Annotated in this window: 27 protein-coding genes, 1 pseudogene and 1 riboswitch; of the genes and pseudogenes, 16 read left to right on the plus strand and 12 right to left on the minus strand. The window is 70.6% G+C overall.

The genetic code is table 11. The features are described 5' to 3' along the window. Nucleotides 1-20: 20 nt before the first annotated feature. Nucleotides 21-1,412, plus strand: a complete 1,392-nt coding sequence (pdxR, locus tag OG490_RS23000; RefSeq protein WP_330298169.1) for a MocR-like pyridoxine biosynthesis transcription factor PdxR — start codon at nucleotides 21-23, stop codon at nucleotides 1,410-1,412. A gap of 7 nt (nucleotides 1,413-1,419) precedes the next feature. Here the strand turns inward: pdxR and OG490_RS23005 are convergent, their stop codons facing one another. Next, nucleotides 1,420-2,268, minus strand: coding sequence for a hypothetical protein (locus tag OG490_RS23005; protein ID WP_330301016.1), 849 nt, complete (start codon nucleotides 2,266-2,268; stop codon nucleotides 1,420-1,422). 114 nt (nucleotides 2,269-2,382) lie between these two features. On the opposite strand from OG490_RS23005, the gene OG490_RS23010 reads away from it, so the two are divergent. Beyond that, nucleotides 2,383-2,703, plus strand: a complete 321-nt coding sequence (locus OG490_RS23010) for a hypothetical protein (protein ID WP_330298170.1) — start codon at nucleotides 2,383-2,385, stop codon at nucleotides 2,701-2,703. A 39-nt stretch (nucleotides 2,704-2,742) separates the two neighbouring features. Beyond that, nucleotides 2,743-3,936: a glutathionylspermidine synthase family protein gene (locus OG490_RS23015; RefSeq protein WP_330298171.1), complete on the plus strand. Its 1,194-nt coding sequence runs from the start codon at nucleotides 2,743-2,745 to the stop codon at nucleotides 3,934-3,936. A gap of 41 nt (nucleotides 3,937-3,977) precedes the next feature. Here the strand turns inward: OG490_RS23015 and rocD are convergent, their stop codons facing one another. After that, complete coding sequence (gene rocD, locus OG490_RS23020) at nucleotides 3,978-5,186, minus strand: ornithine--oxo-acid transaminase (RefSeq protein ID WP_330298172.1); 1,209 nt, start codon at nucleotides 5,184-5,186, stop codon at nucleotides 3,978-3,980. 109 nt (nucleotides 5,187-5,295) lie between these two features. Next, a riboswitch (ZMP/ZTP riboswitch) is annotated at nucleotides 5,296-5,386 on the plus strand. Between the two features lie 35 nt (nucleotides 5,387-5,421). Between rocD and glyA the strand changes: the two genes are divergently transcribed. The 4 genes from glyA to OG490_RS23040 all read left to right on the plus strand — a co-directional run bounded on the left by glyA (nucleotide 5,422) and on the right by OG490_RS23040 (nucleotide 9,857). After that, nucleotides 5,422-6,690 carry a serine hydroxymethyltransferase gene (gene glyA, locus OG490_RS23025; RefSeq protein ID WP_330298173.1) on the plus strand — a complete coding sequence of 423 codons (1,269 nt, stop codon included), beginning with the start codon at nucleotides 5,422-5,424 and terminating at the stop codon, nucleotides 6,688-6,690. A 289-nt stretch (nucleotides 6,691-6,979) separates the two neighbouring features. Continuing rightward, nucleotides 6,980-7,993: a tryptophan--tRNA ligase gene (gene trpS, locus OG490_RS23030; RefSeq protein WP_330298174.1), complete on the plus strand. Its 1,014-nt coding sequence runs from the start codon at nucleotides 6,980-6,982 to the stop codon at nucleotides 7,991-7,993. Between the two features lie 129 nt (nucleotides 7,994-8,122). Next, on the plus strand, nucleotides 8,123-8,731 hold the full coding sequence (locus OG490_RS23035; protein ID WP_330298175.1) for a 2'-5' RNA ligase family protein: 609 nt from the start codon (nucleotides 8,123-8,125) through the stop codon (nucleotides 8,729-8,731). A gap of 145 nt (nucleotides 8,732-8,876) precedes the next feature. Then, nucleotides 8,877-9,857 (plus strand): YihY/virulence factor BrkB family protein, encoded by a 981-nt coding sequence (locus OG490_RS23040; protein WP_330298176.1) that lies wholly within the window; start codon nucleotides 8,877-8,879, stop codon nucleotides 9,855-9,857. Between the two features lie 30 nt (nucleotides 9,858-9,887). Here the strand turns inward: OG490_RS23040 and OG490_RS23045 are convergent, their stop codons facing one another. Further along, on the minus strand, nucleotides 9,888-11,150 hold the full coding sequence (locus tag OG490_RS23045) for a D-alanyl-D-alanine carboxypeptidase family protein (protein ID WP_330298177.1): 1,263 nt from the start codon (nucleotides 11,148-11,150) through the stop codon (nucleotides 9,888-9,890). Between the two features lie 121 nt (nucleotides 11,151-11,271). Between OG490_RS23045 and OG490_RS23050 the strand changes: the two genes are divergently transcribed. The 3 genes from OG490_RS23050 to OG490_RS23060 all read left to right on the plus strand — a co-directional run bounded on the left by OG490_RS23050 (nucleotide 11,272) and on the right by OG490_RS23060 (nucleotide 14,581). Then, on the plus strand, nucleotides 11,272-11,532 hold the full coding sequence (locus tag OG490_RS23050) for an SCO4848 family membrane protein (protein WP_330298178.1): 261 nt from the start codon (nucleotides 11,272-11,274) through the stop codon (nucleotides 11,530-11,532). Further along, nucleotides 11,529-12,893, plus strand: a complete 1,365-nt coding sequence (locus OG490_RS23055; protein ID WP_330298179.1) for a metallophosphoesterase — start codon at nucleotides 11,529-11,531, stop codon at nucleotides 12,891-12,893. The genes OG490_RS23050 and OG490_RS23055 overlap by 4 nt, the downstream gene beginning before the upstream one ends. A gap of 128 nt (nucleotides 12,894-13,021) precedes the next feature. After that, nucleotides 13,022-14,581: an ABC transporter substrate-binding protein gene (locus OG490_RS23060; protein WP_330298180.1), complete on the plus strand. Its 1,560-nt coding sequence runs from the start codon at nucleotides 13,022-13,024 to the stop codon at nucleotides 14,579-14,581. A gap of 58 nt (nucleotides 14,582-14,639) precedes the next feature. On the opposite strand, the gene OG490_RS23065 is transcribed toward OG490_RS23060, so the two are convergent. From OG490_RS23065 to OG490_RS23075, 3 genes are read right to left on the minus strand one after another with little or no spacing between them, the layout of a single operon-like run. Then, entirely contained in the window at nucleotides 14,640-15,398 is a 759-nt protein-coding gene (locus tag OG490_RS23065) for a TetR family transcriptional regulator (RefSeq protein WP_330298181.1), read from the minus strand. Between the two features lie 11 nt (nucleotides 15,399-15,409). Beyond that, nucleotides 15,410-15,850 carry a thiol-disulfide oxidoreductase DCC family protein gene (locus OG490_RS23070; protein WP_330298182.1) on the minus strand — a complete coding sequence of 147 codons (441 nt, stop codon included), beginning with the start codon at nucleotides 15,848-15,850 and terminating at the stop codon, nucleotides 15,410-15,412. 5 nt (nucleotides 15,851-15,855) lie between these two features. Beyond that, on the minus strand, nucleotides 15,856-16,287 hold the full coding sequence (locus OG490_RS23075; protein ID WP_330298183.1) for a hypothetical protein: 432 nt from the start codon (nucleotides 16,285-16,287) through the stop codon (nucleotides 15,856-15,858). A gap of 155 nt (nucleotides 16,288-16,442) precedes the next feature. On the opposite strand from OG490_RS23075, the gene melC1 reads away from it, so the two are divergent. Together melC1 and melC2 are read left to right on the plus strand one after the other, a co-directional pair. Then, nucleotides 16,443-16,856 (plus strand): apotyrosinase chaperone MelC1, encoded by a 414-nt coding sequence (melC1, locus tag OG490_RS23080; protein ID WP_330298184.1) that lies wholly within the window; start codon nucleotides 16,443-16,445, stop codon nucleotides 16,854-16,856. Continuing rightward, nucleotides 16,853-17,695 (plus strand): tyrosinase MelC2, encoded by an 843-nt coding sequence (gene melC2 / locus OG490_RS23085; RefSeq protein ID WP_330298185.1) that lies wholly within the window; start codon nucleotides 16,853-16,855, stop codon nucleotides 17,693-17,695. The genes melC1 and melC2 overlap by 4 nt, the downstream gene beginning before the upstream one ends. A gap of 48 nt (nucleotides 17,696-17,743) precedes the next feature. Here melC2 and OG490_RS23090 read toward each other — a convergent pair whose 3' ends face one another. Beyond that, nucleotides 17,744-18,364 (minus strand): hypothetical protein, encoded by a 621-nt coding sequence (locus tag OG490_RS23090; protein WP_330298186.1) that lies wholly within the window; start codon nucleotides 18,362-18,364, stop codon nucleotides 17,744-17,746. A gap of 71 nt (nucleotides 18,365-18,435) precedes the next feature. Here OG490_RS23090 and OG490_RS23095 point away from each other — a divergent pair, with 71 nt between their 5' ends. The 4 genes and pseudogenes from OG490_RS23095 to OG490_RS23110 form a co-directional block, all read left to right on the plus strand. Continuing rightward, nucleotides 18,436-18,816 (plus strand): hypothetical protein, encoded by a 381-nt coding sequence (locus OG490_RS23095; RefSeq protein WP_330298187.1) that lies wholly within the window; start codon nucleotides 18,436-18,438, stop codon nucleotides 18,814-18,816. Nucleotide 18,817: 1 nt separating this feature from the next. Continuing rightward, the gene (locus OG490_RS23100) at nucleotides 18,818-19,081 is read left to right on the plus strand and encodes a hypothetical protein (RefSeq protein ID WP_330298188.1); all 264 of its coding nucleotides are present in this window, start codon (nucleotides 18,818-18,820) and stop codon (nucleotides 19,079-19,081) included. A gap of 67 nt (nucleotides 19,082-19,148) precedes the next feature. Beyond that, complete coding sequence (locus OG490_RS23105; protein ID WP_330298189.1) at nucleotides 19,149-20,429, plus strand: RNA-guided endonuclease InsQ/TnpB family protein; 1,281 nt, start codon at nucleotides 19,149-19,151, stop codon at nucleotides 20,427-20,429. A 38-nt stretch (nucleotides 20,430-20,467) separates the two neighbouring features. Next, nucleotides 20,468-21,046, plus strand: a pseudogene (locus tag OG490_RS23110) (DUF7737 domain-containing protein); the annotation flags it as partial. 97 nt (nucleotides 21,047-21,143) lie between these two features. Here the strand turns inward: OG490_RS23110 and OG490_RS23115 are convergent. The 5 genes from OG490_RS23115 to OG490_RS23135 all read right to left on the minus strand — a co-directional run bounded on the left by OG490_RS23115 (nucleotide 21,144) and on the right by OG490_RS23135 (nucleotide 25,324). After that, a complete protein-coding gene (locus tag OG490_RS23115; protein ID WP_330298190.1) occupies nucleotides 21,144-21,911 on the minus strand; it encodes a succinate dehydrogenase iron-sulfur subunit in 768 nt (255 codons plus the stop codon). Continuing rightward, nucleotides 21,911-23,665, minus strand: a complete 1,755-nt coding sequence (sdhA, locus tag OG490_RS23120) for a succinate dehydrogenase flavoprotein subunit (RefSeq protein ID WP_330298191.1) — start codon at nucleotides 23,663-23,665, stop codon at nucleotides 21,911-21,913. Before sdhA ends, OG490_RS23115 begins: the two co-directional genes overlap by 1 nt. A gap of 23 nt (nucleotides 23,666-23,688) precedes the next feature. Next, nucleotides 23,689-24,180: a succinate dehydrogenase hydrophobic membrane anchor subunit gene (locus tag OG490_RS23125; RefSeq protein WP_330298192.1), complete on the minus strand. Its 492-nt coding sequence runs from the start codon at nucleotides 24,178-24,180 to the stop codon at nucleotides 23,689-23,691. Between the two features lie 5 nt (nucleotides 24,181-24,185). After that, the gene (gene sdhC, locus OG490_RS23130; RefSeq protein ID WP_330298193.1) at nucleotides 24,186-24,566 is read right to left on the minus strand and encodes a succinate dehydrogenase, cytochrome b556 subunit; all 381 of its coding nucleotides are present in this window, start codon (nucleotides 24,564-24,566) and stop codon (nucleotides 24,186-24,188) included. 152 nt (nucleotides 24,567-24,718) lie between these two features. Continuing rightward, nucleotides 24,719-25,324: a 2-oxo-4-hydroxy-4-carboxy-5-ureidoimidazoline decarboxylase gene (locus tag OG490_RS23135; protein WP_330298194.1), complete on the minus strand. Its 606-nt coding sequence runs from the start codon at nucleotides 25,322-25,324 to the stop codon at nucleotides 24,719-24,721. Nucleotides 25,325-25,445 lie beyond the last annotated feature (121 nt).

Here is a 25,445-nt window from a genome sequence, read left to right on the forward strand (position 1 = left end):
CGCCGGTATGGTCCATATCCATGACGGAATCCTGGGCCACTTTCGGCGCGGACCTGCACCTGGAGCTGTCCGCGGGACGCGGTCTGCGGGCCGGGCTGACCGAGGCGCTGCGCGAGGCCGCGCGCAGCGGGCGGCTCGCCCCGGGGACCCGGCTGCCCTCCTCGCGCTCGCTCGCCGCCGATCTGGGGATCGCCCGCAACACCGTCGCCGAGGCGTACGCCGAGCTCGTCGCCGAGGGCTGGCTGACGGCCCGGCAGGGCTCCGGGACCCGGGTCGCGGAACGGGCCCGGGAGCGGCGCAGCGCTCCGGCCGCGCCCGTACGGCGCCCCGTGCGCGCGAGGACCTCGTACAGCCTCTTCCCCGGCACCCCCGACCTGGGCGGCTTCCCGCGCGCGGCCTGGCTGTCGGCGGCCCGCCGGGCCCTGACCGACGCCCCCAACGAGGCCTTCGGGTACGGGGACCCGCGCGGCCGGGTGGAACTGCGCGAAGCCCTGGCCGGGTACCTGGCACGGGCCCGCGGGGTGCACGCGGACCCGGAACGGATCGTGCTGTGCTCCGGGTTCGCGCACGGGGTGATGGTGCTGGCGAAGCTGCTGCGGGCGCGCCGGGTCCGGGAGGTGGCGGTGGAGAGCTACGGGCTCGACGAGCACCGGGACCTGCTGACCGCGGCGGGGCTGCGGACCCGGCCGCTGGAGGTGGACGCGGCGGGAGCGCACACCCACTCGCTGTCCCCCGCTTCGGGCGCGGTGCTCCTCACCCCGGCGCACCAGTTCCCGACGGGCGCCGCGCTGACCCCGGTACGCAGGGCGGCGGCGGTGGACTGGGCCCGGTCCACGGGCGGGCTGATCCTGGAGGACGACTACGACGGCGAGTTCCGCTACGACCGCCAGCCGGTGGGCGCGCTGCAGGGGCTGGACCCGGGCCGGGTGGTCTACCTCGGCACGGCGAGCAAGTCCCTGGCGCCGGGGCTGCGCATGGGCTGGATGGTGGTCCCGCCCGCGCTGCTCGACGAGGTGGTCGCGGCGAAGGGCCGGACCGACTGGAGCTCCAGCGCGCTGGACCAGCTGACGCTCGCGGAGTTCATCCGGTCGGGGGCGTACGACCGGCACGTGCGCGGGATGCGGCTGCGGTACCGGCGGCGCCGGGACGAGCTGGTGGCGGCGGTCGGGGACCGGGTGGCGGTCTCCGGGATCGCGGCGGGACTCCACGCGGTCCTGGACCTGGAGCCGGGCGGGGAACGCGCGGCCCTGCGGGCAGCCGCCTGGCAGGACCTGGGCCTCCAGTCGCTGTCCTATTTCCGCCACCCGGAGGCGACGGCGGCCCCGCGCGAGGCCCTGGTCGTCGGCTTCGGCACCCCGACCCAGAGCGCCTGGTCCGCGACCCTGGCCGCGCTGGTCGCCGCGCTGCCGTGAGACCGCCTCAGGCCTCCGTCGGCCCGGACTCCTCCCCTTCCTGCGCCGGGGGCTCGCCGAAGCGGGCCAGTGCCAGGGCGCCAGCCACGGAGACAGCGAAGCCGGTGATCGCCAGCCAGGTCAGACCCTCGCGGGTGCGGTCGCCCAGCCAGGCCACGCCCACCGCCGCCGGGCCGAGGGTCTCGCCCAGCACCATCCCGGCGGTGGCCACCGTCACGGAGCCCCGCTGCAGGGCCGAGGTGAGCAGCAGGAAGGCCGAACCACCGCCCAGCAGCAGCGCGTACAGCGCCGGGTTGGACAGGGCCGACAGCGAGACCTCGTCGATGAGCCGGACCGCGACCTCCACCACCCCGAAGCCCGTCCCGGCCGCCAGGCCCAGCGCCAGCGCCCGGCTGCGGTCCGGCAGCCCGCCCGCCACGGCTCCGACCACGAGCACCAGCCCCGCCACCCCCAGCAGCCCCAGCTTCAGCGCGAGCGAACCGGCCTGGGAGCCCTCCTCTCCCGAGGACAGTCCGAGCATCACCAGCCCCCCGCACACCACCGCCACCGCGGCCCATTCCGTTCCGCTGAGCCGGACCCGCAGCAGCCGCGCCGCGACCACCGCCGTCACCGCGAGGCTGGCGGCGAGGGCGGCGCCCACCGCGTAGATGGGGAGGTGGCGCAGGGCGATGATCTGGAGGACGAAGCCGAGCCCGTCCAGGCCCAGTCCGGCGAGGTAGCGCCACTGGCGCAGCGCCCGTAGGAGCAGGGCGGTGTCGACCCCCGAGCCCGTCCCGGGCTCCGCCGCCCGCGCCGCCACCGCCTGAAGGACCGACGCCGTGCCGAAGCAGACCGCCGCACCGAGCGCGCAAACCATCCCAATGAGCACGAAGCGACTCTAGTCCCGCGGATCGGGGGACGGCCGGATTCCATCGGTCCGGGGACCCGCTCTACTCTGTCGGCAGCACAGGCCCTAGGGGGAGCAGTAGACATGGACACCAGCAGCCGCACCAAGCAGCGCCGCATGCGTTCCGGCGCCGTCGTCCTCGGAGGCATGGGCCTGCTCGCAGCCACCCTGGTGGCCTGCGGCAACAGCAGCGAACCGGACAGGCGCTGCGTCGACCGGACCACGCTGGACAAGCTCGACGACAAGTACTGCAAGACCGGCAGCGGCGGCACCACCAGCCGCGGCACGTACTACTACGGCGGCTCCGTGCGCAGCGGCAAGGCCTCCGGCGGCAGCTTCGACAAATCGGCCGTCACCCGCGGCGGCATCGGCGGGCACAAGAGCTCCGGCTCCAGCGGCGGCTGACCGAGCCCGGCCGCCCGATACCCGAGGGAACGCACACCGATGAAGCGCCACACGATCGAACCCCGCCCCGACTGGCAGAAGACCGTCGAGGAACAGGGGCTGATCTACCCGCTCACCCGCTACCCCGACGACTCCCTGCGCCCCTACTGGGACGAGAGCGCGTACTACTCCTTCTCGCTGCCCGAGGTGGAGGCGCTGGAGAACGTGGTCGAGGAGCTGCACGCCATGTGCCTGGCGGCGGCGGAGCACATCGTCGAGCACGACCGCTTCGCGGACCTCGGCATCACCGACCCGAAGCTCGCCGCGCTCATCGCCGAGTCCTGGCGGCGGCGCGCCGAACAGCCCTCGCTCTACGGCCGCTTCGACCTGCGCTACGACGGGGCCGAGGGCAGCCCCGCCAAGATGCTGGAGTACAACGCCGACACCCCGACCTCCCTGGTGGAGGCCGCCAGCCCGCAGTGGTTCTGGATGGAGGAGCGCTTCCCGGGCGCCGACCAGTGGAACTCCCTGCACGAGCGGCTGGTCGAGGCCTGGCGCCGGCAGGCGGAACTGCTGCCCCCCGGCCCGCTGCACTTCGCGCACTCCGAGACCGACGAGCTCGGCGAGGACCTGATGACGGTCGCCTACCTCCGGGAGACCGCCGAGCAGGCCGGCATCGACGCGCGGGCGCTGTCCGTCGAGAGGATCGGCTGGGACGCCCTGTCCGGCCGGTTCGTGGACGAGAAGCTGGGCTTCATCCGCGCGTGCTTCAAGCTCTACCCGTGGGAGTGGCTGGTCACCGACGAGTTCGCCCCGCAGGTGCTGGGCAGCTACGACCACGGCGGCGGCTCCGGCACCACCGCCTGGATCGAGCCGCTGTGGAAGATGCTGCTCTCCAACAAGGCGCTGCTGGCCGTCCTGTGGGAGCTCTTCCCGGAGCACCCGAACCTGCTGCCCGCCTACCTCGACGGCCCGCGCGAGCTGGCGGAGACCGGCGGTTACGCGGCGAAGCCGCTGCTGGGGCGCGAGGGCGCCGGGGTCACCCTGCATCCGGTGGGCGGCGAGCCGTTCGTGCCGGAGCCGGACGAGACGTACGTCTTCCAGGCCCTCGCCCCGCTGCCCGACTTCGACGGCAACCGGGTGGTGCTCGGCGCGTGGGTCGTCGAGGACGAGGCGGCGGGGCTCGGCATCCGCGAATCGGCGGGGCCGGTCACGGACGAGTACGCCCGCTTCCTGCCCCACGTCATTTTGTAGGCGCAGCATCTTGTAGGCGCAGCATCCTCTGAGAGGAGCCGCTATTCGGTGGCGAGGACCGACCTGAGCTGGTCCAGGCCCCAGTCCAGGTCCTCCTTGCTGATCACCAGCGGCGGTGCGATCCGGATCGTCGACCCGTGGGTGTCCTTGACCAGGACCCCGAGGTCCATCAGCTTCTCGGAGATCTCCCGGCCGGTGCCGCGCGCCGGGTCGATGTCGATGCCCGCCCACAGCCCGCGGCCCCGTACGGCGGTCACCGCACCGCCGCCGACCAGCAGGTTCAGCTCCCGGTGCAGGTGGTCGCCGAGCTCGGTGGCGCGCTGCTGGTACTCGCCGGAGCGCAGCATCGCGATGACCTCCAGGGCCACGGCGCAGGCCAGGGGGTTCCCGCCGAAGGTGGAGCCGTGCTCGCCCGGCTTGAACACGCCGAGGACGTCGCGGTCGGCGACCACCGCCGAGACGGGGACGACCCCGCCGCCCAGGGCCTTGCCGAGGATGTAGACGTCCGGGACCACTCCCTCGTGCTCGCACGCGAAGGTCTTCCCGGTCCGGCCCAGCCCCGACTGGATCTCGTCCGCCATGAAGAGGACGTTCCGCTCGCGCGTCAGTTCCCGTACGCCCTGGAGGTATCCGGCGGGCGGTACGAGGACGCCCGCCTCGCCCTGGATGGGCTCCAGGAGCACGGCGACCGTGTTGGAGGTGACGGCGTGGGAGAGCGCGGTGAGGTCCCCGTACGGGACGATCTCGAACCCGGGGGTGTAGGGCCCGAAGTGGTCGCGGGCGTCGTGGTCCGTCGAGAAGGACACGATCGTGGTGGTGCGGCCGTGGAAGTTGTCGGACGCGACCACGATCTTGGCGTGGCCGTCCGGGACGCCCTTGACCTCGTACCCCCACTTGCGGGCGGTCTTGACGGCCGTCTCCACGGCCTCCGCGCCCGTGTTCATGGGCAGCACCATCTCCTTGCCGCACAGCGCGGCCAGCTCGGTGCAGAAGTCCGCGAAGCGGTCGTGGTGGAAGGCGCGGGAGGTGAGGGTGACCCGCTCCAGCTGGGCGCGGGCGGCATCGAGGAGGCGGCGGTTGCCGTGGCCGAAGTTGAGCGCGGAGTAGCCCGCGAGCATGTCGAGGTAGCGGCGGCCCTCCACGTCCGTCATCCACGCGCCTTCGGCGGTCGCGACGACGACGGGCAGGGGGTGGTAGTTGTGCGCGCTGTGCGCGTCGGCGGAACGGATGGCATCAGCAGTTGTCGACACGGGGTCTCCGATCGTCGTTCATGGCCTGTGACGAGGGTGGCGTCACTCTGCATCCTGGGTCGTATACCGGCCGGAGAAACCTTTCTCGTGGCGCGCCCGCTAAGGTGTGCGTACGCACGGCGACTGGCGTACGGAGAACGAACTCCGGGGGAGTCGTGCGGGCACGACCGCATACAGGGCCGCTCGCCTGGGCCTCGCGGGGACGAGATCTGACATCGACCCCGGAGGAGCCGCCATGAGCGCGAGCCACCACCCCGCCCTGTTCAGCACCGACCCCGAGCTGGCGTCCTTCGTCGCCGCCGAGGAAACCCTCCAGGCGGAGACCCTGCGCCTGATCCCCAGCGAGAACTACGTGTCCGCCGCCGTGCTGGAAGCCTCCGGCACCGTGCTGCAGAACAAGTACAGCGAGGGCTACCCGGGCCGCCGCTACTACGAGGGCCAGCAGAACATCGACCGCATCGAGGCCCTGGCCGTCGAGCGGGCGAAGGGCCTCTTCGGGGTGGACCACGCGAACGTGCAGCCGTACTCCGGCTCCCCGGCCAACCTCGCCGTGTACCTGGCCTTCGCCAAGCCCGGCGACACCGTGATGGGCATGGCCCTGCCGATGGGCGGGCACCTGACCCACGGCTGGGGCGTCTCGGCGACCGGCTCCTGGTTCCGGGGCGTGCAGTACGGCGTCCAGGCGGACACCGGTCTGATCGACTACGACGCCGTACGGGAACTCGCGCTGGCCGAGCGCCCCAAGCTGATCTTCTGCGGCGGCACCGCCCTCCCGCGCACGATCGACTTCGAGGCCTTCGCCTCGATCGCCAAGGAGGCGGGCTCGATCCTCGTCGCCGACGTCGCGCACATCGCGGGCCTGATCGCGGGCGGCGCGCACCCCTCCCCGGCCGGCCACGTGGACGTCATCTCCACCACCACCCACAAGACCCTGCGCGGCCCGCGCGGCGCGATGCTGATGTGCCGCGAGGAGCACGCGAAGGCCATCGACAAGGCGGTCTTCCCGGGCCTCCAGGGCGGCCCGCACAACCAGACCACGGCCGGTATCGCCGTGGCCCTCCACGAGGCGGCGCAGCCCTCCTTCGTCTCGTACGCCCACGCGGTCGTCGCCAATGCCAAGGCGCTGGCCGCGGCACTGCTGGCCCAGGGCTTCGACCTGGTCTCCGGCGGCACGGACAACCACCTGATCCTGATGGACCTGACCTCGCGCGGGGTCCCGGGCAAGATCGCGGCGAAGGCGCTGGACCGGGCGGGCATCGTCGTGAACTACAACACGGTGCCCTTCGACCCGCGCAAGCCCTTCGACCCGTCGGGGATCCGGATCGGTACGCCGTCGCTGACGTCGCGGGGTCTGTCGACCGAGCACATGCCGGTGGTCGCCGACTGGATCTCGCGTGCGGTGTCCGCGGCCGCGGACGGGGACGAGCAGGCCCTGGCCGCGATCCGCGCGGAGGTCTCGGACCTGATGGCCGCCTTCCCGGCCCCGGGGCTCCCGCTGGCGTAGCGACGCGGTGGAGGGGGCGGGGCCCTGCGGGGCTCGTCCCCGACCCGCCCTTCCACCGTTCCCCGGGCTCCGCCCGGACCCGGTCCTCAAACGCCGGACGGGCTGGAATATGCCGCGCAGCGGCAATTCCGGCCCCGCCGGGCAATTCGAGCCCCCGCAGGGGAAAATCCAGCCTCGCCGGCGTTTGAGGCGCGGGGTCCGGGGCGGAGCCCCGGGAGGCCGGCCGGGCCGGGCAAGATCCGGTCAAAGGCGGGCCCGAGCCCGTCATCGCACCTGAGAGAATGAAGCCATGGCTTCTGATCGTCCCCGCGCGCTCTCCGGTATCCAGCCCACCTCCGGTTCGTTCCACCTCGGGAACTACCTCGGAGCGATCCGCCAGTACGTCGCCCTACAGGAGACGCACGACGCGTTCTACATGGTCGTCGACCTGCACGCGATCACCATGCCGCAGGATCCCAAGGACCTGCGCGCGAACACCCGGCTCTCCGCCGCGCAGCTGCTCGCCGCCGGCCTGGACCCCGAGCGCTGCACGCTCTTCATCCAGAGCCACGTGCCCGAGCACGCCCAGCTCGGCTGGGTCATGAACTGCATCACCGGCTTCGGCGAGGCCAGCCGGATGACCCAGTTCAAGGACAAGTCCGCCAAGGGCGGCGCCAACAACGCCACCGTCGGCCTGTTCACGTACCCGATCCTGCAGGTCGCCGACATCCTGCTCTACCAGGCGAACGCCGTCCCGGTCGGCGAGGACCAGCGCCAGCACATCGAGCTGACCCGCGACCTGGCCGAGCGCTTCAACCAGCGCTTCGGCAAGACCTTCACGCTGCCCGCGCCGCACATCGTCAAGGAGGTCGCGAAGATCTACGACCTCCAGGACCCGGCGATCAAGATGTCGAAGTCGGCGTCGTCCCCCAAGGGCCTGATCAACCTCCTCGACGAGCCCAAGGCCACCGAGAAGAAGATCAAGAGCGCCGTCACGGACACCGAGGCCGTCGTCCGCTTCGACCCGGTGGAGAAGCCCGGCGTCAGCAATCTGCTCACGATCTTCTCCACCCTCACGGGTGAGTCGGTCGCCGCGCTGGAGACCGCGTACGAGGGCAAGGGCTACGGCGCGCTCAAGACCGATCTCGCCGGAGTGATGGTCGATTTCGTCACACCGTTCAAGCAGCGCACCCAGGAGTACCTGGACGACCCGGAGACCCTGGACAACCTGCTGGCCAAGGGCGCGGAGAAGGCTCGCGCGGTCGCGTCGGAGACTCTGGCGCAGGCTTACGACCACCTCGGATTCCTGCCCGCGAAGCACTGAGACGCACGGAAGAGGAAGAGGGCCCTGGCGATCCGGGGGGTGCTGCCGCCACACTGGTGCGGCAGCACCCGCTCGGCCCACAGGCCGCGCACCGACGACGCACAGGAACGACAGGCGGAGGAGAGATTCGTGGGGACCGTAACGCTCGGCGTTTCGATCGCGGTCCCGGAGCCGTACGGCAGCAGCCTCCAGGAGCTGCGCGCGGGCTTCGGGGACGCCGCCGCGCACGGCATTCCCACGCACGTCACCCTCCTGCCGCCGACGGAGGTGGCCGCGGAGCGGCTGCCGGAGATCCGCGCCCACCTGGCCGAGGTCGCAGCCGCCGGACGGCCCTTCCCGATGCGGCTGGCCGGCACGGGAACCTTCCGGCCCCTCTCGCCGGTCGTCTTCGTCCAGGTCGTCGAGGGCGGCACGGGCTGCACCCGGCTCCAGGGCCGGGTCCGCGACGAGCAGGGGCCGCTCAGCCGGGAGCTGGCGTTCCCGTACCACCCGCACGTCACGGTCGCCCACGGGATCTCCGAGGAGGCGATGGACCTGGCGTTCAGCACCCTCGCGGACTATGCGGCGGAGTGGACCTGCGGCGGTTTCGCCCTCTACGAGCAGGGCTCGGACGGGGTCTGGCGCAAGCTGCGGGAGTATCCGTTCGGGGGCGGCGCACCGGGCGTTCCGGCGCAGCTGGGCTCGGCGACCGACAGCCCGGCGGCCGCCGCGGGCGAGGCGACCGTACGCCGTTCCTGACGCAGGAACCGGAACCGGAAGCTGATCCTTCGCAGGATCAGGGCGTGGAACGGCCGAGCCGTCGGGCGAAAAGTCACAATCGACGACCGTAGTCCCCAATTGCGGCAATCCCGGCTATTTCCGACAGCTCATTTACGGTGACGGCATGGACTGGCTGACGAAAATCCCGGTGATCGGGACCCTGATGTCCGCGCTGATGCGGACCCACCTGTGGCGTTCGTACCAGCGGCTCGACCGGGTGCACTGGGGCCGGCTCGCCGCCGCGATCACCTTCATCAGCTTCGTCGCGCTCTTCCCCCTGATCACCGTGGCCGCCGCGATCGGCGCGGCGCTGCTCAGCCAGGACCAGCTCGACCGGCTCCAGAAGAACCTCGCCGAGCAGGTGCCCGGCATCTCCGACCAGCTCGACATCAACGCGCTGGTCGCGAACGCCGGCACGGTCGGGCTGGTGGCCGCCGGAATCCTGCTCTTCACCGGCATCGGCTGGGTCGGCTCGATGCGCGGCTGCCTGCGCGCCGTATGGGACAAGGACGACGAGGACGAGGGAAACCCCATCGTCCGCAAGGGCAAGGACGCCCTGGTCCTCATCGGCCTCGGCGGGGCGGTCCTGGCCTCGGCCGCGGCCTCGATCGTCGGCTCCAGCCTGGTCGGCAAGGCCGGCAACTGGATCGGCCTGCCGCGTGACGGAGTCGGCGGCGGCCTGCTGCGCACCGCGGCCTTCCTCGTCGGCGTCCTGGCCGCCTTCCTGCTGCTGCTCTACGTCCTGACCCTGCTCCCGGGCGTCGAACCCCCGCGCGGCCGCCTGATCCAGGCGGCCCTGATCGGCGCGGCCGGCTTCGAGCTGCTGAAACTGCTGCTCAGCGGCTACATGCGGGAGGTGGCCACGAAGAGCATGTACGGGGCCTTCGGTGTGCCGATCGCCCTGCTGATCTGGATCAACCTGACGGCGAAGCTGCTGCTGTTCTGCGCGGCCTGGACGGCGAGCCGCGACGACGCGGACGGCGACGGGGTCGAGGACCCGGAGCCGGGGCCCGTCCCGGAGCCGGAGCCCGTCCCGGAGCCTGAGCCCGCCCCGGAGGCGGATCCGGGGAAGTCCGGGCCGGGGACGGTCCCGGCGGCCGGCTGATCCCGGATCCGGCTCCGTGGCCGGTCGGCTCTACGGGGCCTCGCGGCCCGGGGCGCGGCGGCCGCGGCCTCGCGGCAGACGCCGGTTGAGCACGTAGGCCCCGCCGCCCACCACCGCCAGCACCCCGCCCGCGATGCCGAGGGCGGTGGCGACCCCGCTGCTGCCGGAGCCGCCGGCCGCCGAGGGGTTGTTCTCGTGGGACTGGGCCGGGGAGCCGTGGGACGTGGTGTCGGCGCTCTTCGGCGGCACCAGCTCACCCACCGGCTTGACCTTCCCGACCGCCGCGAAACCCCAGTCCAGCAGGTCGGCGGTCTCCTCGTACACGGAGTTCGCGCCGCCGGTGCCCGGGTTCATCACGGTGACCAGCAGCTTCTTGTCGCCGCGCTGGGCGGCGCCGGTGAAGGTGGAGCCGGCCATGGTGGTGTTGCCGTTCTTCACCCCGGCGATGCCCTTGTAGGGGGAGAGGCCGCCCGCACCCGTCATCAGCCGGTTGGTGTTCTGGATCTCGAAGGTCTCGCGCGGCTTCCCGGCCTCCTGCTTGCCGGGGAACTTCGCGCTCGCCGTGCCGCAGTACTCCCGGAAGTCCGCCTTCTGCAGGCCGGAGCGGGCGATGAGGGTGAGGTCGTAGGCGCTGGAGACCTGGCCCGGAGCGTCGTAGCCGTCCGGTGAGATCACGTGGGTGTCCAGTGCCTGGAGCTCCTCGGCGTGCGCCTGCATGTCCTTGACGGTCTTCTCGACGCCGCCGTTCATGGCCGAAAGTACGTGCACGGCGTCGTTCCCGGAGCGCAGGAACACCCCGAGCCACAGGTCGTGGACGCTGTATTCGGTGTCCTCCTTGACGCCGACCAGGCTGGAACCGGCGCCGACCCCCGACAGCTCCTGCTCGGTGACCTTGTGGACCGTCTCCTTGGGCAGGGTCGGCAGGACGGTGTCCGCGAAGAGCATCTTCATGGTGGAGGCCGGGGGGAGCCGCCAGTGCGCGTTGTGCGCCGCCAGGACCTCACCGGTCTCGGCGTCGGCCACGATCCAGGAGCGGCCCGTCAGGTTCGCCGGCAGGGCGGGCGCGCCGGGCAACAGGTTGACCTGCGTACCGGGCTGCCCGAGCGAGGCTCCGCCGACCGTCGACATCGAGGCGGGCGGCGCGGGCGCCTTGGCCGGCTGCCCCTTCCCGTCGGCCGGCGGCGTCGGCGAGGGCGTCGGCGCGGCGTGCGCGGGCGACACGAACAGAGCCGGGAGCAGCAGCGCGGGCAGTGCGGCGGAAAGGACCGTCAACGCGGTCTTCTTGGCAGACACGCAGGTGAAAGTACATCCCGATGCTGTGACCACCGGCACGGACCGGCCAACCCGCCGCAACCACCGCCGGGACAGCCCACCCCGGCGCGGCCGTCCTGGGGACGAAACCGATACTGAGCTCATGAAACTCAGCCGCGCCGCTTCCTGGTTCCTGCTCGCCTTCGGAGTGTGGAGCTGGTTCATCTGGGTGTCTTTCGTCCGGAACCTGTGGAAGGACGGCAGCGGTCTGGCATTCGACGAGGCAGGGAGCCCGACCGCGTACTTCTGGGTCCACCTTCTCCTGGCGGTGGCGTCCTTTCTCCTGGGGACGGCCGTCGGAGTGATCGGGTTGCGCGGGGTGAGGGCGCTGCGGCGCGAATCACGTCAGGGGCCGGACGCGTGACGATCCTCCTGTTCGCGGCCGTAGCCCTGGTCGTACTGGCCCTCCTGGTCCTGGTGCACCGCTGGCTCTGGACCCGCCTGGTCCGCGACACCACCGCCCCGGGCAGCCGTACCCGCCGCGCGGGCACGGCCCTGGCTTTCGCCCTGCCGCTGCTCGCGGTGGCCGCCCTGGTCGCCGGCCGTGCGGGAGTCCCCTTCTGGCTCCAGCGCACGGTCGCCTGGCCGGGCTTCATGTGGCTGGCGGTGCTGCTGTACCTGTCGATGGCGATGCTGGTCGCGGAGCCGATCCGTGCGGTGTGGCTCCGCCGGTCGACCGCGGCCACCCCGCCGGCCGCGGATGATGCCGCCGGGGGCGCGGCCCGGACGGGGGCTGGGGCGGAGCCCCGCCTCGCGGCGGAGCCGCACGATCCGGCGCGGCGGGAAGGGGTGGGGAGGGGAACCGCGCCGCAGGCCACGCTCGCAGCCCCCGCCGCGCCCACGGCCCCCGCAGCGCCCGCCGAGCCCGCCCCCGCCGGGCAGACCCCCGAGCCCCCCTCGGCCCTCAGCCGCCGCCGCTTCGCGCGGACCGTGGCCGGGGCCGCCGGCGCCGCCGCGGTCGGCACCGTCGGGTACGGCACCTACGGAGTCCTGCGCGGCCCCCGCGTGAAGCGGGTCCAGGTGCCCCTGGCGAAGCTGCCCCGCGCCGGGCACGGCTTCCGCATCGCGGTGGTCAGCGACATCCACCTCGGCCCGATCCTCGGCCGCGCCCACACCGCCCGGATCGTCGAGACCATCAACCGGACCCAGCCCGACCTCATCGCCGTGGTCGGTGACCTCGTCGACGGCACCGTGCACGACCTCGGGCCGGCCGCCGAGCCGCTCAGGCACCTGCGCGCGCGGCACGGCTCGTACTTCGTCACCGGCAACCACGAGTACTTCTCCGGCGCCGCCCCGTGGGTGGAGCACGTCCGCGAGCTCGGCCTCATGCCCCTGGAGAACGCCCGCCGCCCGCTGCCGTACTTCGACCTGGCCGGGGTCAACGACGTCGCGGGGGAGAGCGAGGGCCAGGGTCCCGATTTCGAGGCGGCCCTCGGGGACCGCGACCGGGCCCGTACCGCCGTGCTCCTCGCCCACCAGCCCATCGTGATCGACGAGGCCGTCCGGCACGGGGTCGACCTCCAGCTGTCCGGGCACACCCACGGCGGCCAGCTGTGGCCCGGCAACTACATCGCCGAGCTCGCCAATCCCACCGTCGCCGGGCTGGAGCGCTACGGCGACACCCAGCTGTACGTATCGCGCGGCGCCGGGGCCTGGGGGCCGCCGGTCCGGGTCGGAGCCCCGTCGGACATCACAATCGTCGAACTCGTGTCATATCAGGCTTGACTTACCTCAATCGTTAGCGACCCGCCGTGAATCGGCCTTCCCGAGGCCGAAATTCCATGATGGGATGACCGATAATCGGATAGTCGGTCGTGCGCAGCGGTGTACGGCCACATGGGGTGGGGTCAAGGATGTTGCGGTCTGTCCGCTCGAAAGTCATCGCGACCGGGCTGGGCCTGGCCGTCGCCGGAGTCGCCACCTGGCAGCTGCTGCCGCAGGACGCGGGCGGCGGCAAGGCGATCCGTGTCGGCACGAGCGACGTGGTCTCCTCCCTCGACCCCGCCGGGGCGTACGACGCCGGCTCCTGGGCCCTGTTCAGCAACGTCTACCAGTCGCTGCTGACCATCCGGTCCGGTTCGGACACCCCGGTGCCCGACGCGGCCTCCGCCTGCAAGTTCGTCGGCGAGAAGCTCAGCACGTACCAGTGCGAGCTGCGCCCCGACCTGAAGTTCGCCTCCGGCCGCGCGGTCACCGCCGAGGACGTCAAGTACTCCTTCGACCGGATCAAGGCGATCAACTCCGACCAGGGTCCGGCGCCGCTGTTCAACACCCTGGACTCGGTCAAGGCCGAGGGCAACACGGTCACCTTCAACCTCTCCGCGGGCGACGCCACCTTCCCGTTCAAGATCGCGACGGGCGCCGCCTCGATCGTGGACAAGGACAAGTACCCGGCCAAGGCCCTGCGCGAGGGCAACAAGGCCGACGGCTCCGGCCCGTTCACCCTCGGCGCCTACGTGCCGGGCACCAGCGCCGAGCTCAAGCCGAACGCCTCGTACAAGGGCCAGGGCAAGATCTCCAAGACGTCCGTCACCGTCCGGTACTACAAGGACTCCAAGGAGCTCGAGCAGGCCTGGAACGACCACGGGATCGAGGTCGCCCACCGCGACATGCCCCCGGCCACCCTCGCGGCCCTCAACCCGGGCCTGAAGGACACCCGCTACGAGGCCACGGGCGGCACCGAGACCCGCAGCATGGTCTTCAACGTCCGCGCCGGCTCCCCGGCGGCGCAGCCCGCCGTCCGCCAGGCCGTCGCCGCGGTCCTGGACCGCCCCAAGGTGGCGGGCGAGGTCTACAAGGGCACGGTCACCCCGCTCTTCTCGCTGGTTCCGGCCGGCATCGCCGCGCACAGCACGCCCTTCTTCGACGCGTGGCCGACGCCCAACGGGCTCACCGCGAAGAAGCTCCTCAAGGACGCCGGGATCACCGCCCCGGTCACGATCAACCTCGGGGTCAACGTGCGCGGCGCGAACATCGCCGAGGCCGAGGAGATCAAGAAGCAGCTGGAGTCCACCGGCCTGTTCCACCTGAACATCAAGCAGGTCGAGGTGTGGGCCGACTTCCAGAAGGGGTACGCGGCCGGCGAGTTCGACGCCTACACGATCGGCTGGATCGCGGACTTCCCGGACGCGGACAACTTCCTCGCCCCGCTCGTCGGCGCCGACTCCTCGATGAACAACGGCTTCTCGAACAAGGCCGTCGACGACCTCATCACCCGCACCCAGTCCTTCTCGGACCGGGCCGGCGCGGCCAACGACTTCCGCGAGCTCCAGAAGCTCGTCGCCCAGGACGTCCCGATGCTGCCGATCTGGCAGAAGAAGGACTACGTGATGTCCCGCGAGGCCGTCACCGGCGCGCAGTTCCTCTCGGACGGCACGGGCGTCTGGCGCCTGTGGGAGCTCAACTGGCTGTAACGGCCGTACGGGGCTCCGTGCGAGCACGGGGCCCCGGCGCGATCCGAACAGACACTCCCTAGACCTCCGGACCGGGCTCGGGGCCCGCGTCCGGGTCCGAGGCCCGCCTGCGGGAGCCGGACTTGCCCGACACGGCCTTCTCGGCCATGCCCGGCAGGAAGTCCGTGAACAGTTCGTGGACCTCGCGCACCAGCGGGCGCAGCACCCGGAACCGGGCCAGGATGATGCCCCGCGTCGTCAGCTGCGCGCCGCGCTGGGCGAGCCGCCGGGTCTTCTCGCTGTTCGGGGAACGGTCGAAGACCCAGTAGAGGACCAGGCCCATCTGCGAGAGCCACATCAGCTCCGGCAGCACGTCGGCCAGTTCGTCCGGAACCTTGGTCTTCGCGCCGGCCAGCACCTCGCGGTGCATGTCGATGGCCTGGTTGCGGGCCGCTTCCGATTCCGGGGAGAAGGGGCTGAGCGGGCTCTCCGGGTCCGCCGCGTTCTTGAAGAACTGCGAGGCGAACTCGTGGTAGGGCGCCGCGATGTCCAGCCAGCTGGTCAGCACGCCCGCGAGCCGCTTCTGGAGATCGGTCTCGTTGTCCAGGATCGGCCGGACCGCCGCCAGGTGGGCGGCGCCGATCCGGTCGTAGAACCCCTGGACCAGGTGTTCCTTCGACTCGAAGTAGTAGTAGGCGTTGCCGACCGATACCCCGGCCTCCTTCGCGATACCGCGCATCGTCGTCTTGTCGAACCCGCGCTCCTGGAAGAGGCGGAGCGCGGTTTCGAGGATGAGAGTGCGGGTCTGCTCGCTCTTGGGAGCCTTCTGATCAGTCACGGTGTATGACCCTATCGGGGTACGGGGCAGTGGTCGTCACAGGCCGGTTCCTCGGGGTCCTGCCCGGTGGCGGCGGCCGCGTCCCCCGAGTCGTCCCGTACGGCCTCCCGCCACTTGGACGCGGTGTACATGACGGCCTTGGCGAAGGGCCGGCCGGCCGGTGTGGCCAGCCAGTTCGCCTTCGGCCGGTGCTCGGTCAGCGCCCACAGGCAGACGATGAAGGCGTCCGTCCCGGTCCACACCTGGCCGGAGTCCCCGATGACGGTGATCTCCTGGAGCGTCGCGGCGTGGTCGAGCTGCGGGTACCGCTGCTGGGCCTCGGCCGAGGCCGCGGGCACGAGCCGCAGTGGGACCAGCCAGCGCTGTGAGAGCAGCCAGTGCCGGATGTGGACACAGAGCGGGCAGTTCGCGTCGTACAGCACCGTCAGGTACCGGGTCGCGGTGGTGGTCATCGGGATCAGCCCCGGGTGGGAGCGGGCCAGCCCTGGGGGGCGCCCGGCGTGGTCCAGCCCTGCGGGGGGAGCGGCGGGGTGTGCTGGCGCTCCATGATTCCGCGGCGGCGCATCTTGTTCAGCACCCAGACGTTGCTGAGGTGCATGAAGCCGAGGACCAGGAGGACGACGCCGAGCTTGACCGAGAGCGCCTCGAAGAGCCCGCGGGCCGCGACGATCTCCTCGGCCGACCGCAGGTAGAGGGTCACGAAGCCGATGTTGACGAGGTAGAACCCGACGACCAGGAGCTGGTTGACGGCGTCCGCGAGCTTCTCGTTCCCCTGCAGGACGTCGGCGATGAAGATGCGGCCGTTGCGGCTGAGCGTGCGGGCCACCCAGACGGTGAGTCCGATGCTTACGAGCAGGTAGATGACGTACGCGACCACGGTGAGGTCCATTGCCCTCAGCCCCCTTGAACATGTTCAACTGCTGACGTCACTGACTGTAGAGCAGGTTTTGAACAGGTTCAAGCGAACCGTTCCCGTCGGGCCGGACCGGATTAACTCCGGGGCGCCGGTCGGCCGTTCACGCGCCTCTGGTATTTCTTCGAGCCATGAAGAAGATCACCCGCCGGCATGCCTTGGGCATAGCTGCCGGCGCAACCACCGCTCTCGGGCTGACCGCCTGCACGTCCAAGTCGGCCGGCTCCCCGGCGGCCGGGGCGTCCGGCTCCCCGGCGTCCGGCTCGCCCGCTTCCATACCTGCCGGCGGCATCGACGAGGTCTTCGAGGGCCGCCGCATCCAGATCGCTCTCGGCGCGGGCGGCCACCACGGCGTCGGCGTGCCCACCGTCAAGATCGACGGCAACGAACTGCACATCATGCCCAATGCGGACGGCACCTGGGTCAGCGTCGTCAACCACTACCAGACGTATCCGAATCCAGTGGAGGCCGCCCGCGCAGCCATCCGCGACCTCCAGGGCGCAGCCCTCGTTCCGTTCGCACCGAAGGGCGGCGTCGCCGTATGACCGTCCGCAAGAGCCAGGCCAAGCTCACCGCCGAGGAGAAGCGCGCCTTCACCAACGCGCTGCTCGAACTCAAGCGGACGGGCGTCTACGACCGGTACGTCGATGCCCACAACGCCTTCCTGATGAACGACTCCGACCTCGGCACCCGGGTCGGTCACCGCGCTCCCTCCTTCCTCCCCTGGCACCGGCGCTTCCTGCTCGGCTTCGAAGCCCAGTTGCAGAAGGTGGATCCGAAGGTCTCGCTCCCGTACTGGGACTGGACCGTCGACCGGACCCCCAGCTCCTCCCTCTGGGCCGCGGACTTCATGGGCGGCACCAGCCGGGCACGGGACGGGCAGGTACTCGACGGGCCCTTCTCCTACGGGGCGGGCAAGTGGCCCATCACCGTGGGAGTGGACCAGCGCCAGTACCTGCGGCGCACCCTCGGCGCGGGCGTACCCGAGCTGCCGACCAAGGCGGAGGTGAACGCCGTCCTCGCCATGCCCGAGTACGACGCGGCCCCTTGGAACAGCACCTCCAACGGCTTCCGCAACCACCTCGAAGGCTGGCGCGGCGCAAACCTCCACAACCGCGTCCACGTATGGATCGGTGGCCACATGGCCACCGCGGCATCCCCCAACGACCCGGTCTTCTGGATGCACCATGCCTTCATCGACATGCTCTGGGCCGAATGGCAGCGGCGGAACCCGAAGTCCACGTACCTGCCCGCCACTGCGACAAAGGACGTGGTCGACCTGCACGGCGTCATGTCGCCGTGGACGGACGTGACCCCGGCCGACATGCTGGACCACCGCAAGTTCTACACCTTCGACACGGAAGGGGCCCCCGCCGCCGGCTAGGGGCCGTCCTACCGGGTCGCCCCCAGGGCCCGGGGCCCCGGGGTCGGGTCACATGCTCAGCGCGCGGGCCTGGTTGAGCTGGCTCATCACCCACATGTACGTGCCCGGGTCCACGGCCGGGATCATCGTGGAGTGGTGGCGGCCGCCGCTGTTCACCGTGATCTGGATGTAGCCCGTCGTGCGGCGCTCCTTCATCAGGAGGAAGAGCAGGCCGAGCAGGCAGAACAGGAAGAAGATGACGGCCAGCACGATCGCGTGCGCCGGGATCTTCTCCTCCGTCCGGGAGAAGTCCGTGGCGTTCCAGATGGCGCCCCTGAGCGGCATGTTGCCCGACGGGGTGATGATCTGGTCCCCGGCGATGGTGATGTCGCCCAGCGAGAGCCCGGCCGCCGCGTACCCCGCGGAGGGCATCGGGGGCATCGGCGCCGTCATGCCCGCGCCGCCGATGGTCGGCTGGTAGGCCGGGGGCTGCGGGTACCCGTATCCGGGCTGCGACGGGTCGGCCGGCGGGTAGCCGTAGCCGGGCTGGGGCGGCCCGGCCGACGGGTAGCCGTATCCGGGCTGCGCCGGGGCGCCGTAACTCGGCGTGCCGGGACCCCACTTGTTGTCTCCCTGACCGCCAACCTGGTTCGGGTCGCCCGCGTACGGATTCGGCTGCTGCTCACTCATGATGTCGATCCTTACACAGCCTTCCCCGGGCCAGTAGGCCGATTGTCAGTGCCCCCTCCTAATCTCCTGGCATGGGAAGCGTGATCTTCGTCGACGAGACGACTGCCGGGGGCCGTGGTGACGGCTGGGGGATGGAAATCACCGAAGAGAGGCTCGCGCTGCGCGAGTTGATCCGAAGGCGGATATTTCAGGAAGTGGCCGAGGCCAAGGCGGCGCGGTCCAGGCCGGCAGCGGCCCCGGCCGCGGCCGGGAGCCGGCTCGTGCGCCCTGCCGAGGCGGACGGCCCGGTCGATCCGCAGGCGCAGACCGAGGCGGCCCTCGCCGCCTTCGGGCGCAACGGCTTCCTCGTCCTGGTGGGGGAGCGCCAGATCACGGACCTGGACGAGGAAATCGACCTCCCGCTCGGCACCGAGGTCACCTTTCTCAAGCTCGTCGCCCTGGTGGGTGGCTGACATGGCGGCCGACCCCGACGAAGCGACCCGGCAGGCCTTCGAGCAGCTGGGGCGGACCTATTGCACCTACGGTGGCAGCTGGTCGGCCCGGGTGCACGGCTGGCTCGCCGCCGGGCGGACTGTCCCGGACGCTGCGCTCGCCACCCTGCGGCGCAGCGTGCTGATCTCCTACAGCGACCCTGATCGTCGGCATGGCACCGGTGAACGCGTTCCGCCGTATTTCGCAATGAAAGCCAAGCGAACGTGCAGGTTGCAGACAACATGACGACCGCTTCTGGCATCGGGATTCGGCTCCCATTGAGGTGGCACGAACCAACGCTATCGTCGGGATTGTGAGTGAACGGGCGGCAGTGAAACGGCGGTTCGGGCACCGTGCCCGGCTCGCGCTGTCGCCTGCCAGGGTTCGCAAGGCGGATGATCAGGCGCATGCGGCCCGCACCATGTGGAACCTGCTGCATGCCTGGTGGCGGATGATGCCGAAGGAGAAGCGGACGCTTGCGAATGCGGACGCCGCGATCCGCCAGGCTCGTGAGGACATCGACTTCCTGGCTGTTCTTCCGGCGCAGGCCGCGCAAGCGGTACTGAAGACGTACTTCCAGGCGTGGAAGAACTGCTGGGAGGGCCGTGCGGGCGCCCCGGACTTCAAGGGCCGGGTCCGCACGGTGATGTCTGTAGACGTACCGCAGGGCCGGGATCTGAACATCGTCCGCGTGCACCGCAGGTGGGGCATGGTCAACCTGCCGAAGATCGGCCGGGTCCGCTTCCGGTGGACCAAAGACCTGCCCGTGGGCAAGCGTGCCAACGGGGAGAACCGGATCACCGGGGCGCGGCTGATCAGGGACGTCCTCGGCTGGCACATTGCCTTCCGCATCCAGACCCTGGAGGTCCAGCCGGAGCCGCACCATGGGCCGGATGTCGGTATCGACGTGGGTGTCACCGTGCCCATCGCGCTGTCGGACGGTGAGACGTACGAGCACGGCGAATGGCTGACCGACAAGGAGCAGGCAAAGCTGCTGGACCTGGAGCAGCGGGCCGCACGGCGTAAGCAGCACCGTAAGCCCGGCGAGCACACCAGCCGTCGACTGCACCGCACCTACGACCAGATCGCAGGGCTCCGCGCGAAAGCCAAGCGCAGGGCTCTGGACTGGCAGCACCAGACGACCACCGCCATCGCCCGCACCTACGGCACCGTCGTGGTCGAAGCACTCACCATCACGAACATGGTCAAGTCCGCCAAGGGCACGGTGGACCAGCCGGGCAGGAACGTCGCCCAGAAGTCCGGGCTGAACCGCGCGATCAGCGGGGAGGCGTGGGGTCGGACGGTCATCATGCTGACGTACAAGACCGTCCGGCGCGGCGGCACCCTGCACAAGGTCCCCGCCCCCGGCACCAGCCTGCGCTGCTCGGCGTGCGGGTTCACCACGCCCGGGAGCAGGGAGTCCCAGGCCGTGTTCGCGTGCAAGAACCCGGACTGCGGATGGGCCGGGAATGCCGACCACAACGCGGCCCGCAACGTCCTGCACCTGTACCGGATGGGCCTCGCGCTCATCCCGGCTGCCGGGAGGGCAGTCGTCAGGCGCGCCAAGCGCGTCAAGCCCGCCACCGCAAGGTAGGCAGGAATCTCCCGGCTTCAACCGGGAGAGCACTTCAACCGATCGACGCCCCGGAGAACTCCGCCAGCACCTACGGCGGCGAGTACCGCATGTGGCTGCGCGACGGCCGGGCACCGGTCGACCCGCTCCCGCTCACCGAGATACCCGAGCTCGTGCTCAGCGAGGTGCTGCGCGACGTGGACCTGTTCGTCGGGGTCGCCAGCGTGGGCAACGATCCCACCTGGTCCGACGGCGGTCCCGAGGGCCGCTTCCGGGAGTACTGGACCTCGTACGGCTTCGGCGAGCTCGGCCAGAGCGCCGAGACCCGGCGGACGCTGCTGGAGCGGCTGGTGCCGAGGCTGGCGATCGCGGACCGCTGCCACGTCGAGGGCAGGTTCCTGCACGTCCGGGGCGAGCTGCGCAGGTACAAGATCCACCTCGGCTCCGGCAACATCCTGATGGAGCCGAACGACCAGTACCTGTGCATCGTGCCCAAGGCCGGCGCCTCCCCGGACGCGGGCTACCTGCCCTACGAGGGCGACCGGACCCTGGCGGTCGTCCTCAGCAAGGCGATGCTGCTGGCCGACGACACGGCCATCACCGACCCGACGATCACCAGCCAGATCCGCCGGGGCTGAGAGGGCGGGGCTGAGACGGCGGCGCCGATACGCCGAAGGCCCCGCGCCCGGTGCGAACACCGGGCGCGGGGCCCTCGTACGACTGACTACGACGGGATCAGAAGCGGCGCGTGATGAGGGCGCGCTTCACTTCCTGGATCGCCTTCGTGACCTCGATGCCGCGGGGGCACGCGTCGGTGCAGTTGAAGGTCGTGCGGCAGCGCCACACGCCGTCCTTGTCGTTCAGGATCTCGAGGCGCTGCTCGCCGGCCTCGTCACGCGAGTCGAAGATGAAGCGGTGCGCGTTGACGATCGCCGCCGGGCCGAAGTACTGGCCGTCGTTCCAGAACACCGGGCACGAGGACGTGCACGCGGCGCACAGGATGCACTTGGTGGTGTCGTCGAAGCGCTCGCGGTCCTCGGCGGACTGCAGGCGCTCGCGCGTCGGCTCGTTGCCCTTGGTGACCAGGAACGGCATGACGTCCCGGTACGCCTGGAAGAAGGGCTCCATGTCGACGACGAGGTCCTTCATCACGGTGAGGCCCTTGATGGCCTCGACCGTGATCGGCTTCTCCGGGTTGATGTCCTTGATCAGCGTCTTGCAGGCGAGCCTGTTCTTGCCGTTGATCCGCATCGCGTCGGAGCCGCAGATGCCGTGCGCGCACGACCGGCGGAAGGTCAGCGTGCCGTCGAGGTCCCACTTGATCTTGTGGAGACCGTCGAGCACGCGCTCCTTCGGGTCGATCTCGATCTGGAAGTCCTGCCACTGCGACTCGTCCGAGATCTCGGGGTTGAAGCGGCGGATCCGGAACGTGACCGTGATGAACGGCGAAGCGGCGGCCGCCGCCTCCATCTGGTCCGTCTTGGACATGGTCGGGGTGGCCATCAGTACTTACGCTCCATCGGCTGGTAGCGGGTGACGACGACGGGCTTGTAGTCCAGGCGGACCGAGTCCTGGCCGTTGTCGTCGACCTCGCGGTACGCCATGGTGTGGCGCATGAAGTTGACGTCGTCGCGGTTCGGGTAGTCCTCGCGGTAGTGACCGCCGCGGGACTCCTTGCGCGCCAGCGCGGACACGGCCATGACCTCGGCCAGGTCGAGCAGGTTGCCCAGCTCGATGGCTTCCAGCAGGTCCGTGTTGAAGCGCTTGCCCTTGTCCTGGACCGAGACGTTCTTGTAGCGCGCGCGCAGCTCCGCGATCTTCTCGACCGCGGTCTTGATCGTCTGCTCGGTGCGGAACACCATCACGCAGGCGTCCATCGTCTCCTGGAGCTCCAGGCGCAGGTCCGCGACCCGCTCGTTGCCCGTGGAGGCACGCAGCTGCTCGACCTGGTCGATGACCTGCTGCGCCGGGTTCTCGGGCAGCTCGACGTAGTCGTGGGCGTGCGCGTACGCCGCCGCGGCGATGCCGGAGCGCTTGCCGAAGACGTTGATGTCCAGCAGCGAGTTGGTGCCCAGGCGGTTCGCGCCGTGCACCGATACGCACGCGACCTCGCCGGCCGCGTACAGGCCCGGGACGACGGTGGTGTTGTCCATGAGGACCTCACCCTCGACGTTGGTCGGGATGCCGCCCATGGCGTAGTGCGCGGTGGGCTGGATCGGGATCGGGTCCGTGTACGGCTCGATGCCCAGGTAGGTGCGCGCGAACTCGGTGATGTCCGGGAGCTTCGCGTCGAGCTGCTCCGGCGGCAGGTGCGTCAGGTCCAGGTACACGTGGTCACCGGCCGGGCCGCAGCCGCGGCCTTCGCGGATCTCGGTGTAGATGGAGCGCGAGACGACGTCACGGGACGCGAGGTCCTTCATGACCGGCGCGTACTTCTCCATGAAGCGCTCGCCGTCCTTGTTGCGGAGGATGCCGCCCTCACCGCGGGCGCCCTCCGTCAGCAGGATGCCCATGCGCCAGATGCCCGTCGGGTGGAACTGGAAGAACTCCATGTCCTCGAGCGGCAGGCCGCGGCGGTAGCAGGCCGCCTGGCCGTCACCCGTGAGGGTGTGCGCGTTGGAGGTCACCTTGAAGAACTTGCCGGTGCCGCCGGAGGCGTAGATGACGGACTTCGCCTGGAACACGTGGATCTCGCCGGTGGCGAGCTCGTACGCGACCACGCCGGCCGACTTCTTGACGCCGTCCTCCTCGACCAGGAGCTGGTCCAGGACGTAGAACTCGTTGAAGAACTCCACGCCCTCCTTGACACAGTTTTGGTAGAGGGTCTGGAGGATCATGTGACCGGTGCGGTCCGCGGCGTAGCAGGACCGGCGGACCGGCGCCTCACCGTGGTTGCGCGAGTGGCCGCCGAAGCGGCGCTGGTCGATGGTGCCGTCCGGGGTGCGGTTGAACGGCAGGCCCATCTTCTCGAGGTCGAGGACCGCGTCGATGGCCTCCTTCGCCAGGATCTCGGCGGCGTCCTGGTCGACCAGGTAGTCACCGCCCTTGACCGTGTCGAAGGTGTGCCACTCCCAGTTGTCGTCCTCCACGTTGGCGAGCGCGGCGGCCATGCCGCCCTGCGCGGCGCCCGTGTGGGAGCGGGTGGGGTAGAGCTTGGTCAGCACGGCGGTGCGGCTGCGCTTCGTCGACTCGATGGCGGCGCGCATGCCTGCGCCGCCCGCCCCGACGATGACGGTGTCGTACTTGTGGATCTTCATTGGTTTCGCCTCAGCCCCGTTGCCTAGCGGATGTTCGGGTCGAAGGTGAAGATCACCAGCGTGCCCAGAAGAATGGTGAACACGGTGGCGGTGTAGAGCAGGCCCTTGAGCCACAGCCGCGTGTTGGCGCGCTCCGCGTAGTCGTTGATGACGGTACGCAGGCCGTTCGCTCCGTGGAGCATCGCGAGCCACAGCATCAGCAGGTCCCAGACCTGCCAGAACGGGGACGCCCAGCGGCCGGCCACGAAGGCGAAGCCGATCTTGGAGACGCCGCCGTCGAGGACGAGCTGGATCAGCAGGTGGCCGATGACCAGGACGACCAGCACGATGCCCGAGAGGCGCATGAAGAGCCACGCGACCATCTCGAAGTTGCCGCGCGTGGAGCGCGGGGTCTTGCTGGTGCGCTTGCGCGGGGCCTCGATGTACGGCGCCGGGTTCTCGACGTCGTAGAGGGAGACCCCCTCCACGTCGCCGATGGCCTTGGTCATGCCGGCGGGAGAAGTGTCAGAAGACATGCGTGTCACTTCCCCAACAGTTCGAGGTAGGCGTGGTGCAGCACGGGGTAAACGGCCCCGGCCATCAGCACGATCCAGACGCTCAGCACGGTCCAGAGCATCTGCTTCTGGTAGCGCGGTCCCTTGGACCAGAAGTCCACGGCGATGACACGGAGACCGTTGAGCGCGTGGAACAGGATTGCGGCGACGAGGCCGTATTCCAGCAGCGCGACGATCGGAGTCTTGTAGGTAGCCACGACATCGTCGTACGCCTCGGGAGAGACGCGGACGAGAGCGGTGTCGAGGACGTGTACGAACAGGAAGAAGAAGATGAGGACGCCGGTGACTCGATGAGCCACCCAGGACCACATTCCTTCCCGGCCGCGGTACAACGTTCCAGCCGGCACGGAAAACCCTCCGGAAGCGGGGCGGGGGCCAGCCGGCTTCTTTGTCGGTCGGGCCCGGCCGGGTACGGTCCTCCGGCCCCGGACATCGTAGCGACGCTTTGTCGGTTCCCTTGCGCGGGGGCCGTCGGTGTGATCAAACAGGCACGGACGGACTATCCCACAGGGGCGAATAGCCCGAATTCGGCAGCAGATACCCCATCTGCCGAGGTCAGCCAGTGTGTCAGGTCGGCCAGCCGGACCTGCGCGACGCGACGGAGCTCATCGGCGGAGATCGCGCGCTCCTCGTCCACCTCCAGGTCCATCCGCCGCCGGATCGCGGCCAGCAGCTCGTCCGCCTGCTCCTCCGGGGTGTGCCCGTCGAGGCAGATCACGAAGGCGTGGCGGTACGTCCGCTCGTACTCCGCGTGGGCCGCGTCGAGCGCCAGGAGGGCGGCGTACGAGGCCCCGGGCTCCAGCTCCGGCGGGAACTCGCCGGCCAGTGCCTCCGAGAGGTCCGCTTGGGACAGGTCGTACGAGGCCTCGTCCGCGGCGGCGAGCAGCGCGCCGTGGTCGGGGTAGGGGCGGTGGGCCGCCACCCGCTGGGCCCAGCGGGTGCTGCCGCAGCAGTGCAGCAGTACGGAGTGGGCGGCTTCGGGGGACAGGGCGTTGAACCGCGCGAGCCCGGAGTCTTGAGGGGGATCGGAGCTGCCGCGGGCCTGTGCCGGAAGGTGGCTGGACAGCGGGGGGCTCCTCGTGGCGTGGCGCGGGTGTACCGCCACGCTATCGACGTGGGGCCGGGTGTGTCGTACCCATCCGGGGTTTTCACCCGGAAGTGAGCCGAAAGGATGACAAGGCGCCATCCGGGGGGCGTGCGGCCGGGGCGAAGGCTGCCTGCCGGGC

This window comes from Streptomyces sp. NBC_00503, from assembly GCF_036346895.1.
Lineage (GTDB): Bacteria > Actinomycetota > Actinomycetes > Streptomycetales > Streptomycetaceae > Streptomyces.

Coding starts and splice junctions, on each gene's coding strand:
- pdxR (WP_330298169.1), top strand. CDS start 21: ATGACGGAATCCTGGGCCACTTTCGGCGCGGACCTGCACCTGGAGCTG.
- OG490_RS23005 (WP_330301016.1), bottom strand. CDS start 2,268: ATGGTTTGCGCGCTCGGTGCGGCGGTCTGCTTCGGCACGGCGTCGGTC.
- OG490_RS23010 (WP_330298170.1), top strand. CDS start 2,383: ATGGACACCAGCAGCCGCACCAAGCAGCGCCGCATGCGTTCCGGCGCC.
- OG490_RS23015 (WP_330298171.1), top strand. CDS start 2,743: ATGAAGCGCCACACGATCGAACCCCGCCCCGACTGGCAGAAGACCGTC.
- glyA (WP_330298173.1), top strand. CDS start 5,422: ATGAGCGCGAGCCACCACCCCGCCCTGTTCAGCACCGACCCCGAGCTG.
- trpS (WP_330298174.1), top strand. CDS start 6,980: ATGGCTTCTGATCGTCCCCGCGCGCTCTCCGGTATCCAGCCCACCTCC.
- OG490_RS23040 (WP_330298176.1), top strand. CDS start 8,877: ATGGACTGGCTGACGAAAATCCCGGTGATCGGGACCCTGATGTCCGCG.
- OG490_RS23050 (WP_330298178.1), top strand. CDS start 11,272: ATGAAACTCAGCCGCGCCGCTTCCTGGTTCCTGCTCGCCTTCGGAGTG.
- OG490_RS23060 (WP_330298180.1), top strand. CDS start 13,022: ATGTTGCGGTCTGTCCGCTCGAAAGTCATCGCGACCGGGCTGGGCCTG.
- OG490_RS23070 (WP_330298182.1), bottom strand. CDS start 15,850: ATGACCACCACCGCGACCCGGTACCTGACGGTGCTGTACGACGCGAAC.
- OG490_RS23075 (WP_330298183.1), bottom strand. CDS start 16,287: ATGGACCTCACCGTGGTCGCGTACGTCATCTACCTGCTCGTAAGCATC.
- melC1 (WP_330298184.1), top strand. CDS start 16,443: ATGAAGAAGATCACCCGCCGGCATGCCTTGGGCATAGCTGCCGGCGCA.
- melC2 (WP_330298185.1), top strand. CDS start 16,853: ATGACCGTCCGCAAGAGCCAGGCCAAGCTCACCGCCGAGGAGAAGCGC.
- OG490_RS23090 (WP_330298186.1), bottom strand. CDS start 18,364: ATGAGTGAGCAGCAGCCGAATCCGTACGCGGGCGACCCGAACCAGGTT.
- OG490_RS23095 (WP_330298187.1), top strand. CDS start 18,436: ATGGGAAGCGTGATCTTCGTCGACGAGACGACTGCCGGGGGCCGTGGT.
- OG490_RS23100 (WP_330298188.1), top strand. CDS start 18,818: ATGGCGGCCGACCCCGACGAAGCGACCCGGCAGGCCTTCGAGCAGCTG.
- OG490_RS23115 (WP_330298190.1), bottom strand. CDS start 21,911: ATGGCCACCCCGACCATGTCCAAGACGGACCAGATGGAGGCGGCGGCC.
- sdhA (WP_330298191.1), bottom strand. CDS start 23,665: ATGAAGATCCACAAGTACGACACCGTCATCGTCGGGGCGGGCGGCGCA.
- OG490_RS23125 (WP_330298192.1), bottom strand. CDS start 24,180: ATGTCTTCTGACACTTCTCCCGCCGGCATGACCAAGGCCATCGGCGAC.